Raw genomic sequence first — 12,485 nt, 5'->3', positions numbered from 1 at the left:
AAAAAATCATACATATATTAGGTTTAAAGGGGCAATTAACATGATTAAAGTGCTAGTTGTAGACGATGAAATCAGCATTTCGAGCGCTGTCGCTTATGCTCTCGGGCGGGAAGGCTTTGAGGTGGAGACGGCCGGAGACGGTGAAGAAGCCCTCGAGAAGGTGGCCTCCTTTAATCCGGACGTCATGGTGCTTGATGTCATGATGCCCAAGCTAAGCGGATACGAGGTGTGCCGCAAGCTGGATGAGCGTAACCGGCCTGCCGTGCTGCTGCTGACCGTAAAGAATGATATTGTCGATAAAGTGCTGGGCCTGGAGCTTGGAGCGGATGATTTCATGACCAAGCCGTTTGATATCCGGGAGGTGGTAGCCCGGGTGAAGGCGTTGTCCAGGCGGCGGAAGTCAGAGCCTTCCGGCCGCAGTGGAACGGATGAGGAGTCTATCGTGCTCGGCGGGGTGTCCATTGAGCCGTTCAGCCGGATGGTGCGAATCGGCGGCGTGCCTATTGATCTGACTCCGAAGGAGTTTGATCTGCTGGTGTTGCTGGCTCGGCACCCGGAACGGGTCTATTCGCGGGAAGCGCTGCTCGAGCAGGTCTGGGAGATGGATTTTGCGGGCGGAACACGTACGGTGGATATTCATGTCCAGAGGCTGCGCAAGAAGCTGGGAGAATGGCAGAACCTGATTCAAACCGTATACGGGGTAGGCTATAAAAGCACGAGGGCTCTGACATGACCTCTGCGGCTGTTCCCCGCAGGAAGCTCCGGCTGGGGCTTAAAGGGAAAATCTCCTTGCTGCTGGCCCTGCTGCTCGCCTCGGTGCTCGTCCTGCTCAGCACGCTTGTGCTGGCCGGCATCCGGGAGGATCAGCGGGTTCGGCTGGAGCAGAATTTCGCTCATCAGGCGGATTCGGCCAATCTGCGGGTCCGGGAGGAGTATTTGACCGGCGAACACATACCTCCGGATGAATTCATGGACCGGAACGCCCAGCGGCTGGCCGTTGATCTGAGCGAGCAAAGCGGCATGCCTGTCACTCTGTACCATGCAGGCGGCGAGTTTGCCGCTACCTCGCTGCCGATCCAGCCTTTGACTGACGTTCAGGATGCGCTGGCTTATACCGTCAAGGGACAGTCGGCTTATATTACGGAAGGCGACCAGCTGCTGTATCTGGCTCCGCTTTATAATGCGGACGAATTACTGGGCACCGTACAGTTTCACAGCTCCTTACGGGAACAAAATGCTTTTTACCGGCGGATCCGCAGCCTGTTTATCGTGACCGGGGCCGCGGTGCTGGCGGCAGCTTTTGTAGTCGGCTATCTGTATGTCTGGCGCCAGATTTCCGTCTTGACCAGGCTGAATTTGGCCGCAAAGCAGATTGGTCAAGGGCATTATCTGGATGCGCCTCCGGTGCGGAGGCAAGATGAATTCGGCGAGTTGGCCGAAGGCATCTACGACATGAGCGGGAGCATTTCAGCTTATGTCAGTGAGCTGAATGAGGAGCAGCAGAAGCTGCTGGCGGCCATCGCCAGATTAAGGGAGCTCGAGCAGCAACAGAAGCAGTTCATCGGCAACATCAGCCATGAACTGAAGACGCCGCTGACGTCCATCATCGCTTATTCCGATTTGCTGGGCATGTACAGCGATGATCCGAAGCTGCTGGAGGAAGCCAGAACCCAAATCGCCAAAGAAGCGGAGCGGCTGTACGGGCTGGTGGAGAAGGCGCTGAAGCTTTCCTCCATGGATATTTACGACTTCCAGACTCATGCCGAGCGGGTATCGCTCCGGCCGCTGCTTCAGGAAGCGCTTGAGCGGCTTCGCCTCAAGTCCGAGAACCGGAAGATTGTGCTGGAAGCTCGGCTGACGGAGGGAACGGCATGGGCGGACCCGGAGAACGTGATGCATATGGTCACTAACCTGCTCGATAATGCGGTTAAGTATAATCGTCCCGGCGGCAAGGTGATTTTGTCGAGCAGGACCGAGCGAACGGCTGAGGGCAAACACATCGCCATTATTGAGGTGGCCGATAACGGCATCGGCGTTCCGGCTGAGCTGCAGAGCCGGATCTTTGACCCCTTCTTTACGGTCAGTACAGACCGCTCCAGGGAGACCGGCGGGACGGGTCTCGGACTGCCGCTGGTCAGAAGCCTGGCGGAGAAGCAGAACGGCTCCGTCAGGCTCGCCGAATCCGGGCCTGACGGCTCGCGGTTTATCCTTGAGCTTCCGGGCGATCCGCCAGGTTCCCTATGATTTCTTTGTTTTGTTTACAAGTCGGTTACAATCCGGAGACGGTTTGGAGATAGAGAAGATTTATACTGAGGCATCAAGGCGAAATTGGAGGAATGAAGGAAGGGAGGGAGCCTGCAGCATGAACAAGCTACAGAAGAGACGCGCCGCATTGCTGTTGTTCGTTACCGCTTTGGCGGCCGGTCTTTCGGCCTGCCAGCCGCCGCTGCAGCATCATCTGACGGGCAGCGGTTCAGGCGACAATTCCACGAAGCCGGGCGCGTCGGAGGGGCAGGGCCCCACAGGCAAACGCCAGCTGACGGTCGTGGAGGGTTCGGTCAAGCAGGAGCATCAGGCCGTTTCCGTCCAGCGGATTCACCGTCTGGAGGGGGCCAGCATCGAAACCTGGGTTTCGGATGATGCGCTCAAGATTATGACCACCAAGCCGTCCAAAGCGGGGACTGCGGCGAAGGAACCGGAATATGTTTATACGACATCGGTTGTTGATTTGGCGTCCGGAGACAAGCAGGAGGAATCCGCCCCCCTTCAACCGGGCGATTTGACCGTAACGAAAGAGCAGGTCTCGCCGGATGGGCGGTTCAGCTTGATCCAGGAATGGGCGGACAAATACACAGCCCGTAACTATATGAAGAATCGGGAGACCGGGATCGTTAACGAAATTAAGCTGCCAAACGTTATGGAGCTTGGCGGCTGGCTTGATCCGGATAGCTACATTCTGGCGGCCGGAGCTCAGACGGGCCGAGGGGACATCTGGCGGATCGGCACGGACGGAACGGTGGCCAAGCTGGAACTGGAAGACCCGGACGTTGAGCTGTTTACGGAATTCGGAGTTAGCCAAGGCTCGGTTTATTACCTGGATGATCAGGGACGGCTCAAGAAGTTCAAGCCAGGGCAGAGCCGGCCGGAAACGGTCAGCAAGCAGGTCGGACAGTTCGAGGTTTCGCCGGACGGCGCACATATTGCCGTACAGGCCTACGGTACGGACCGGAGTTCCAGCGAGCTTCGGCTGCTCGGTCCGGATGGACGGGCGGAAGGAGGGGCTTTGGCCAAAGGAAATCTGATTCCTTATCTGGCCTGGTCGCCCGATTCTTCCAAGCTGGCTTTGGCTGTCTATAACGAAGATCAAAACGGTTTGAACGGCGTTTACATTTTTGATTACGAATCGGGGCTGCTGTCGCTGGTCGGGCCAGGTTATTTCCCTCAATACCCGCTCAGCTGGAGTCCTTCCGGCAAACGGCTCGGCATTACGATCGCCGGTGAAGATTCGCTGCCGGTTACGCAGATTATGGATTTGAACCTTTAGATTTTTGGAAACTTGCCTCTTACGCATCTTTGACCCTGGCCTGGGCATGGAACGGAGCAGCCGGACCTACGAGTTTGGCTGTTTTTTTGTTGAACGGTATGCCGAGGAATGAATTTGCTACAGCCAGTTTTAAGCCTTGGGGAGAGCGGCGGCCAATGTTTACAACTCCGATACAACCCCGAAATGGTTTGGAGATAACGGACTTTTATACTTAGTGTCATAAGGGAGCGGCACTAACGAGGAATGAGCATGGCTGCCCTGAAATTTAAAACTCAAGGAGAGATTTCAGCATGAATAAACAAGTCAAAAGATCCGTCATGGCGTTGATGGTCGCCGGAATGACATTCTCGGGAGCCGCAGGCGTGTATGCCGGAACCCATCTGCAGAAGATCACCGCGTATCTGAACTCGAATATCAGCTTCAACCTTAACGGGACAACGTTTGTTCCGAAGGATGCAAACGGCAACAGGCTGCTTCCGGTTGTTTACCAGGATACAACTTATCTCCCGGTGCGTGCTCTTTCTGAAGCGCTGAATGCCCCGGTCTATTATGACAGCAAGACAGGTGTCATTACGATCGGCAGTCCTGCGGACGGTCCGGGCAACACACCGGTTTCGCCGGACGTGTGGGTAAAGATCGCATACACGGCTGCCCAGACCGAATCGATCAGCCAAGCCTTTGCAGCCTTTGAAGGGTACGAAACGGCTTATGCGCCTCAGCAGATGCTGAAAGGGGACCTGTTCAGAAAGGCCGTACAGACGGATGACGGAGTGAATCTGGTATTCGATCATATGAGCGTTAATGTATCTCCGCGGGATTATTCGGAAGGGTATATGGGGACAAACGTGACGTTGTCCAACGGACTGCAGGGGAAATGGTATACGCCGGGCGACCGGGCGATGCTGACCTTTAAGCTGGATGATCGTTATGTTACGGTAAGCTCGCCTGACGGGAAATTATCTCAGGCCCAATTGGAGCAGGCCGCTGCCAGCGTAACGAAGCTCAGTAAGACTCCGGCGGCCACCGGATTGACAGCCGTAGGTTACACGGCTTCGCAGATCCAAGCAATCAAGGCTGAATTTGCCAAATTTGACGGATTCACCACCGCTTACGCGCCTATGCTAATGGCGAAAGGTGATGGTTACCAGAGCGTGTCTGCCGGCGGGGATTCGGTTACATTCCGGTTTCACCACATGAGTGTTCAAATCTCGCCTCGCGACTATTCGACCGGATATGAAGCTGAGGAGGTCACACTTGCGGACGGCGTGAAGGGCAAATGGTATACCCCAAGCAATATTCCGATGCTGACCTTTAAAATCGACGGCCGTTACGTGACTTTAAGTTCGCCGGACAAAACATGGTCAAGCGCACTGCTGGAGCAGGCGGCGGCCGGAGTTACCAAGCTGAAATAAATCCTCCTGCGCCCAACCGGTCGGACCATAAAAGGAAAGCCGTGTTCATGACAGTTTAAGCTGCATGGTCACGGCCTTTTTTTTCGTGAATCGGCTATTCAAATCTGCGCTGCAGCAGGTCATTCAGATATCGTTCGATGACGGGACGTATAACGGAAGGTTTTTTACGCGACACAAAGGGGATCCAAATAAGCTTTCATTTGGCTTGACATAAAGTGATTCCACATCGGGTTCACAAACACATATTTATCGGCTGCGATAAACTGGTCGCTAAACCGGGCATGTGCACGGGCTGGTTGCTGTTCTTCCCGGGTTAATTCTTCGAGAGGGGTGCCTTTGCGCAGCTTGCCCAGGCGCTGAAAGCTGTTGCGTCAATGGGCGGGACCTCTGTTTCAAACAGATTCAGCTCCATGATTTCATCCTCAGGATGAGCCTTGTGGTAGGATTTCGGAAATATTTTTCCTGTACTTAAGGAACCGGATTCCTCATGGGTAAGCGGATGAGCGGCAACGTAAAGCCAGTTTAGACATCGTAAATCCACCTCAGTTGATATTATTGATTCCATGGAATCGATATATAGCCGGGAAGATAATTTGTCAAAGGTTTATCGCTTAAACTTGCAATCGGTTCAGATCAAGCGAAGGGGGTTCTTCTATGGCCTGCATGGAAGGAAGAGACACCTCGATGGTGGTGCCCTCGTGTTCTTTGCTGTGGACGGAAAGCGTGCCGTCGTGGTTTTCGATAATCTTTTTGCTGACCATAAAGCCAAGTCCGGTGCCTTTTTCTTTGGTCGTATAGAAAGGCTGCCCCAACCGGCTGAGGACCTCTTCGGGAATACCGGTGCCATTGTCGGTGAATCGGAGGATAAACCGGCCGTGTTCCTGCTGACTCAGTTGAATGCGGACGATGCCTCCGCCGGGCATGGCTTCGATTGCATTTTTAATGAAATTGATGCAGATCTGCTTGATCTGGTTCTCATCACACAGAATCCAAGCGGGACCGGTATCAAACGCCGTTATGATTTGGACGTTGTTCATGTTGGCCTGAGAATCCAGCAGCGTGACGACCTGGCTCACCACAAGGCGCACGTCGGCCGGTTTCAATTGTGCGGCCTGCGGTTTGGCCAGAATCAGCAGCTCATTTAAGATCATTTCGATTCGTTCAATTTCCGAAGACATAATATCATAATAGAGCTGCTTCTCCGCAATCCCCGAACTCATCAGCTGGATAAAGCCCTTGATCGCGGTGATCGGATTGCGGATTTCGTGGGCAATGCCTGCGGCCAGCTGCCCGGCGACGGAAAGCTTCTCCGAGTTGACCATCAGCTGCTCGGCCTGTTTGTAGGCGGTCATGTCCCGCAGGTTCAGCGCCCAGCCGGTGTGCGTGCCGGCTTCGTCCAGCAGCCGGAAGATCGAGATCAGGACGGGGATCAAGGTGCCGTCTTTCCTCAGCTTTATCATTTCTATAGTCTTGGATTCTATGTTCTCGAAAGACGGATCATGCCGGTACTGGGATTCGCCATGAACGCTTGGCAAATCAAACATAAGGGTTCCGATAATCTCGTCTGTGGACCAGCCGAAGGTAGATTCGAAGGCCGGATTGGCCCGGATCACGCGGTAATTCGTATCGAGAATCAGCACCGGATCACTGTTCTGCTCCACATAAGCTTTAAATTGTTCTTTGGAAGCTTTCAGCTTCCGTTCCGCACTCTTCTTCTCCCGGATGTCCTGCGTCGTGCCGGCCAGTCCAATAATGCTGCCGCGGCTGTCCCGGATCGGGAACAGGGTCGTGCTCACTTCAACAGGGGTGCCGTCTTTCCGCTGCCAGACAGACTCATGCCCAACGACAGAGCCGCCGGATAATACCTTGGCTTTCAGTTCGTCCATTTGTCTTTGATCCTGCTCCCGAATAACAGGGAGCTGTTTGCATAAAATTTCGGCTGAACTCCAGTCAAACAGCTTCTGGAAGGCGGCATTGATCTGCTGGACATAACCATCGCGGTCCATCATCCAGACGGCGTCCGCATGGTTGGATATGAACGACTCCAGCTTCTCTTTGGTCATGCGTAATTCGTCCTCAGCCAGCTTTCGTTCCGTGATATTCCTGCTGATGCATAGAACCTGCACAATTTCGCCCGCATCGTTCCTTACCGGCTGGAAGGCCGTTTCTATATGGACATAATGTCCGTCCTTATGGCGAAGGCGGCTGCAGGGGGTGCTGCTGGACCAGCTTCCGCTTAGCTCGCTGCTTTGCTTGGCCAAACGCTCGTCCGGATGCCAGTAATCAAAGATGTTGGTGCCGATAACCTCCTGCTCACTGTATCCCAGCAGCAGCGTAACAGCGGGAGATATAGATTGGATCAGTCCGCGGGGATCGGTGAAGGTAATGATCTCCCTGGCATTCTCCGCGATCATTCGATATTTCCTCTGCGATTCTTCCAATTGTTCAAGGGATTCTATACGTTCATTAATGTCCCGGGAGACGATGACGATTTCAGATAATTGGCCGGTTTCGGCCTCCGATATACCGAGCAGGGTGGACTCTACCCATAAATAACGTCCGTCCTTATGCCGGAACCGATAGGTCAAAATAAGCTTTTTACCCGTTTGAAGGAGGAGCTGGAATTGTTCCCGGGCGTAGTCCTTTTCCTCAGGATGAAGAAAGACGGAGGCAGGCAGGCCGATCATTTCCTGTTTGGTGTAACCAAGCACTTGACGGCACGAGGCCGACACTTCCCGGAATGTACCGTCAGGGCTGTGGCGGGTAATGAAATCAAAGCTGTTGTCGGCAATGGACTGGTACAGCAGCTCATTCTCTTGAAGCAGACGCTGCTGCTCGAACAGATGGGCTTCCGCAAGTTTCTTCTGGGTCAGATCCACGATTTGGGCAATCAGGTAGATCGGGGTGTTTGTTTCGTCCTTGACCGGGGTTACGGCCAGCATGGCCCATATTGCCCGTCCATTTTTGTGAATATACCGTTTCTCTATCTCGTATACATCCAGCTTACCCTCGAAAAACAGCTTGATAGGGCTCACGTTCTTTGGCAGATCTTCGGGGTGAGTGATGTCTTTAAACGTTTTGGTCTCCAGCTCGGATGCCGAATATCCCAGCAGCTGGCATAGGGCGGGGTTCACCTTCAATAATCTGCCGCTGGCAGACAGGATAGCCATCCCAATTGGTGTATAATGGAATGTTTGACTGAAAAAGGTTTCCCTGACAGGTTCATGTTCACTCGCCACGCTGCAACCCCCTCTTGTTCGGGACTTTAACTCGAAGGGAATTTCTAGCTTCCGGCTGTCTTTTCCTGCTTGTTTTCTTGATTTTTTGATTAAAAAATGCACTTTTATGGTTTTGATGTCAGATTTCCTGACGAATATCTGGGAATCTGTAAATTCAAGATAAGAATCTTTAAAAAGCCGCATTGTCTCTGCGGATAGCGTGTGCTAAACTCAAATCAGAAACTTATTAAATGTCTTTAAAAAGTGTGCCCAAGGAGGGCTTTATGAAAGAGCGGTTTGTTTCGCCGAAACAAATGAGCGGGCTTGTCGTCCGGCGGATCCGCATGGAGCTGCTGCGTCAGGGGAGCGCGACCAAAACGGAAATCGCCAGGATGGCGGACATCAGCTTTCCGACGGTCAGCAAGATCGTGGACCAGCTGGAAGGAGACGAAGAAATATTCCTAGTTGGCACCGACGAATCCAGCGGCGGCCGCAGAGCCCAGCGATACGGTCTTAACCCTGATTATAAGCTCGGGCTGGCTCTATATATTGAAAGAGAAGACGCCGTATTTACCGTCATTAATTATTTGGGCGAGGTGCTGGAGCAGGGGAAGACGACTATCCAGTGGGAGGAACGGCCGGACACTTTAACCGAGACCGTGCAATCCATTCTGGAGCGTTTTCCCAAAATCAGGGCCCTTAGCCTCGGAGTTCCCGGTGCGGTCAAGAACGGGATTACGTTTCATATTCCGAACTACCCGGCTTACCAGAACTTTGATTTGAAGACGTACTATGAATCCCAATTGCCAGTCCTTGTTGATGTGGAAAATGATATGAACGCCGCCGTTCTCGGCTATCATCAAAGATTCGCCAAGACAGACAATCCAACCTTGGTCTATCTGTTTCTTGGTACACTAGGTCCAGGGGCCGGAATATTGATCAACGGCGATGTTGTGCGGGGCAGCAGCTTTTTCTCAGGAGAAATCTCTTATATCCCGCAATATGATCGTCTGAACTTCATGCAAGCGATGAAGACGGGAAGAAACGGCTCAGGCTCCGCCTATGGATCGGGTTCAGCCTCAGCCTCCGGCCTGGACTCAGAGCAGCCCCCGCATGAGCCGCTGCTAATCGACAGCCTGGCCCGGTTTGTATCCACGCTGGTAGCGGTGATCAATCCGCATGCGGTTATTTTTTGCCGGGAGGATCTGGATGAGACGGCAGTGCGGGAGGTCGAGGCCGCCTGCCTCAATTATGTTCCGGCAGAGCATGTGCCGAAGCTGGTGCTGCGGGACCGGCAGCAGGATTATTTACAGGGACTGCAAAGAATTGCGCTTGAGCGCTTAATGGAGGGGTCATGATCAGGCGGCCTGGCGCGGTATGGAATTTGAGAGATGACGAAAGGGGAGAGGAACGAATGCTTACCAAAACAGAAAGGCTTATCTTAAGCAACCAGCTGCAAATCCTGAAGGCTTTGAATCTCGGAGACGGCGATTATTACGATGAGAAGATCAAAATTTTGCAGCGGGGTTATGCCCATTATTACGATCAGGTGCTTGACATGGTAAGTGATGATATTCCCGAACATATCAGCGATGAGGTATTTCTCATCTTGAACATGTTTCGTGCTCTGCAGCTCTCCTTTGGCGAAGAGAACGGTCCAGAGGAGACAAAGTCACCTTGGCAGACGGCCGGCAGCGATATGCTCTCAGTCATCCCGGGCCAGATTTATCCGGAAATTCTTGAATTCCGGGGTTTTAGCCGCCACTGGGAATTCCAGCATTTCTCCTTTGCCAGCTTTGTGATCAGCGAAGACGGGAAATACGAAGAATTCTACAAGCCCGAAGGTTATGACAGCGTAAGTCCGATGTTGCCCCAATATCGTTTCATGCTTCGGCAGTGGTCGTTGACCGGAAGGAAACAGGCGCTGAGCCTGGAAGAGATCAGATTCATTACGAGTTTGCCGAATGCGGCAGCAGCGCACCCGTTTTCCCAAAGCCGGGGGCAGAATGCGGCTAACTAACGCTATAAACAATCTGAATAAACAACTCTGAACCCTCATTTCAAATACTTAAAAATGCATCTTTTTGCCAAATACTCTTGTTAAGAGAGCGGCAAGGGAATAAGATGAAGTTAGTTTTGGCTTGCAGCCTAAAATTTCCCAATAGCAGGATAACAAGTTTCTAGCTTCATCACCACCTGGCTTTGCCGGTCCGCCGGGTTTTTCGAAAGATGCTGGGCAGCAGCGCACCGGAGAATTCGTCGAACCGGGCATTTCCCGGTCTTTTTGTACATAAAATGTTTAGAAAACAAAACATGTTATCCAATTGTGTTCAGAGCTGCTTGGGAATTCCGGCTGCCGGAAAGCGAGGGATTACATTGTGGATCTTGTTATTGAGCGTGATCGGGTGTCTGGCGGCGCTGGTGTTATTCCGCAGAAAAAGGCTTCCGTCCGCGGATACACCTTATCGCGGCGGAAGAGTGTCGGTCATCATTCCGGCTCGGAATGAAGCGCATAATCTGCCGTATTTACTAAGCTCCCTGAACAACCAGACCCGCCGTCCCGATGAGATCATCATTGTGGATGACGGATCGGAGGACCGGACCCGCGAAGTGGCCGAAAGCTACGGGGTCAAGGTGGTGCAGAACGAATCGCTCCCTGCCGGTTGGACAGGCAAAACCTGGGCGGTCTGGAACGGCTTCCTGAAGTCGACCGGCGATCTGCTCGTTTTCCTGGATGCCGACATCCGGCTTTCGCCTGATGCTTTAAATGCGCTGCTTCATGCCCGTTCACAGAATGGCGGCGTTGTCTCAGCCGTGCCGTTTCATCATACGGAGAAATTCTATGAGCGCCTTGCTTTGGTGCCGAATATTTTGGGCATGTTTGCTTTTATGTCGCCGTTTGAACGGCATAATCCTCAGCAGGGGCTTTACGGCTCCTGCATCGTAGCGACCCGGAAGGACTATGAGACGGTTAACGGGCATGACAGCATCCGCTTCGAAGTGCTGGACGACTTGAACCTCGGAGCCAAGTTCCGGGAAGCGGGAATTCCGGTGACAAATTATCTCGGAGGCCGGGACGTAGCCTTCCGCATGTACCCTGGAGGCTTGCGCAGTGAATTGGAGGGCTTCAGCAAAGGGGCTGTAACGAGCACCTCCAAATTAAGTCCTTTTACCGTCACTTTGATCGCCATATGGTTTATCACGCTGATTGCTGGCCAGTCTGCCTGGTTTCTATGGCCAACCGCATGGGCCTGGCCCGCCGCAGGGGCGTATCTGCTGTTCACCTTGCAAATCTTCCTGCTGACCCGGTATGCGGGACGATTCGGCTGGGTCATGCCGCTGCTGCATACATTATCCGTCCTGTTCTTTCTGGTGACCTTTATCTATTCGGCCTATCAGGTGGTCTTTCTTAAGAAGGTGGTCTGGAAAGGGCGAACGATTGAGGTGGGGGGCCGTAAACCTTCATGATGATTGCAGCGCTGGCTTGGGTTGAATTTGTCTTTGGTTCTTTAATGTTCTCTTATTGGCTGGGGCGTTTAGCTCGAAAAGATGTGCGCGCGGTAGGAGACGGCAACCCGGGCGCTTTTAATTTGTGGGCTGCCGCCGGCTGGAAGCTTGGCGCAGCCGGGGTCGTGCTGGATTTTCTCAAGGGGTATTTCCCGCTGGTTTGGCTCATCCGTGTGGAGAACATCAGCGGGTATGGATTGGTCCTGCTGGCAGCTGCACCTATTCTGGGGCATTTGTTCTCACCGTTTCTCAAATTCCGCGGCGGCAAAGGCATAGCTGTTACTTTTGGGGTATGGAGTGCCTTAACCGCTTTCGAAGTAGCTTTGGTTTATGCGATTTTGCTTGCTGCCTTGCTTGTTGCTTCAATCCTGCTTAAAGGCAGCCGGAGGATTTCGGACGAAGCAAACGGGTTCCAGGTTGTATTAGGCATGCTGCTGCTCTCCGCCTATTTGCTGATCGAAAGCTTTCCGGCGCCGATTCTCGTGTTCTGGCTGGTCAATCTGATTCTGCTGGCGTTTGCGAACCGGCATAAGCTGGCGGCCTTCAGCCGAAACGTGTTGTTTGCAAGAGATCGCAAACCGGGTTGGCCGGGCAGCGTTGAGGAGAGCGGTGCTGTGCCCGCTGATTCTGAATCCAAACCTTGATTCCCCAGAAGGGAATAAGCCGCTACACCTGGGGGAACATTTCTAAATGGGTGTAATTAAGTTGAAGAAGGGGGGTTCGCCCAAGAGGTCTGCTCCCCTTTAATCGTAGTCCAGCGCTCTTTCAAGCTAACCCCTGCGGCTAAAGTACACCGCATATTCT

10 protein-coding genes are annotated in these 12,485 nt (G+C 53.2%); 8 read left to right on the top strand and 2 right to left on the bottom strand.

Going from position 1 to position 12,485, the window contains the following annotated elements; all coding sequences use genetic code 11:
* Positions 1-40 precede the first annotated feature (40 nt).
* From CBE73_RS11105 to CBE73_RS11090, 4 genes are all read left to right on the top strand, one after another.
* Positions 41-733 carry a response regulator transcription factor gene (locus CBE73_RS11105; protein ID WP_094094277.1) on the top strand — a complete coding sequence of 231 codons (693 nt, stop codon included), beginning with the start codon at positions 41-43 and terminating at the stop codon, positions 731-733.
* The gene (locus CBE73_RS11100) at positions 730-2,244 is read left to right on the top strand and encodes a sensor histidine kinase (RefSeq protein ID WP_094094276.1); all 1,515 of its coding nucleotides are present in this window, start codon (positions 730-732) and stop codon (positions 2,242-2,244) included. The genes CBE73_RS11105 and CBE73_RS11100 overlap by 4 nt, the downstream gene beginning before the upstream one ends.
* Before the next feature lie 118 nt (positions 2,245-2,362).
* Entirely contained in the window at positions 2,363-3,544 is a 1,182-nt protein-coding gene (locus CBE73_RS11095) for a TolB family protein (RefSeq protein WP_094094275.1), read from the top strand.
* A gap of 290 nt (positions 3,545-3,834) precedes the next feature.
* The gene (locus CBE73_RS11090) at positions 3,835-4,956 is read left to right on the top strand and encodes a stalk domain-containing protein (RefSeq protein WP_094094274.1); all 1,122 of its coding nucleotides are present in this window, start codon (positions 3,835-3,837) and stop codon (positions 4,954-4,956) included.
* A 164-nt stretch (positions 4,957-5,120) separates the two neighbouring features.
* On the opposite strand, the gene CBE73_RS22665 is transcribed toward CBE73_RS11090, so the two are convergent.
* Both CBE73_RS22665 and CBE73_RS11080 read right to left on the bottom strand, forming a co-directional pair.
* Positions 5,121-5,300, bottom strand: a complete 180-nt coding sequence (locus CBE73_RS22665; protein WP_425320417.1) for an NAD(P)H-dependent oxidoreductase — start codon at positions 5,298-5,300, stop codon at positions 5,121-5,123.
* A gap of 267 nt (positions 5,301-5,567) precedes the next feature.
* Positions 5,568-8,195 (bottom strand): PAS domain S-box protein, encoded by a 2,628-nt coding sequence (locus tag CBE73_RS11080; RefSeq protein ID WP_174704708.1) that lies wholly within the window; start codon positions 8,193-8,195, stop codon positions 5,568-5,570.
* A 263-nt stretch (positions 8,196-8,458) separates the two neighbouring features.
* On the opposite strand from CBE73_RS11080, the gene CBE73_RS11075 reads away from it, so the two are divergent.
* From CBE73_RS11075 to CBE73_RS11060, 4 genes are all read left to right on the top strand, one after another.
* Positions 8,459-9,532, top strand: coding sequence for an ROK family transcriptional regulator (locus CBE73_RS11075; protein WP_157739517.1), 1,074 nt, complete (start codon positions 8,459-8,461; stop codon positions 9,530-9,532).
* Between the two features lie 56 nt (positions 9,533-9,588).
* Complete coding sequence (locus CBE73_RS11070) at positions 9,589-10,194, top strand: YfbU family protein (protein WP_157739515.1); 606 nt, start codon at positions 9,589-9,591, stop codon at positions 10,192-10,194.
* Between the two features lie 362 nt (positions 10,195-10,556).
* Positions 10,557-11,642, top strand: a complete 1,086-nt coding sequence (locus CBE73_RS11065; RefSeq protein WP_244905547.1) for a glycosyltransferase — start codon at positions 10,557-10,559, stop codon at positions 11,640-11,642.
* Positions 11,639-12,325, top strand: coding sequence for a glycerol-3-phosphate acyltransferase (locus CBE73_RS11060; protein WP_229752776.1), 687 nt, complete (start codon positions 11,639-11,641; stop codon positions 12,323-12,325). Before CBE73_RS11065 ends, CBE73_RS11060 begins: the two co-directional genes overlap by 4 nt.
* Positions 12,326-12,485: the final 160 nt, after the last annotated feature.

This window comes from Paenibacillus physcomitrellae (assembly GCF_002240225.1).
In the GTDB taxonomy this organism is placed as follows: Bacteria; Bacillota; Bacilli; order Paenibacillales; family Paenibacillaceae; genus Fontibacillus; species Fontibacillus physcomitrellae.
This window is presented reverse-complemented; position numbering and strand designations above follow the sequence as displayed.

Excerpts from the sequence above, each read along its gene's own strand:
- CBE73_RS11105 (WP_094094277.1), top strand. The coding sequence starts at position 41 with ATGATTAAAGTGCTAGTTGTAGACGATGAAATCAGCATTTCGAGCGCT.
- CBE73_RS11100 (WP_094094276.1), top strand. The coding sequence starts at position 730 with ATGACCTCTGCGGCTGTTCCCCGCAGGAAGCTCCGGCTGGGGCTTAAA.
- CBE73_RS11095 (WP_094094275.1), top strand. The coding sequence starts at position 2,363 with ATGAACAAGCTACAGAAGAGACGCGCCGCATTGCTGTTGTTCGTTACC.
- CBE73_RS11090 (WP_094094274.1), top strand. The coding sequence starts at position 3,835 with ATGAATAAACAAGTCAAAAGATCCGTCATGGCGTTGATGGTCGCCGGA.
- CBE73_RS11075 (WP_157739517.1), top strand. The coding sequence starts at position 8,459 with ATGAAAGAGCGGTTTGTTTCGCCGAAACAAATGAGCGGGCTTGTCGTC.
- CBE73_RS11070 (WP_157739515.1), top strand. The coding sequence starts at position 9,589 with ATGCTTACCAAAACAGAAAGGCTTATCTTAAGCAACCAGCTGCAAATC.
- CBE73_RS11060 (WP_229752776.1), top strand. The coding sequence starts at position 11,639 with ATGATGATTGCAGCGCTGGCTTGGGTTGAATTTGTCTTTGGTTCTTTA.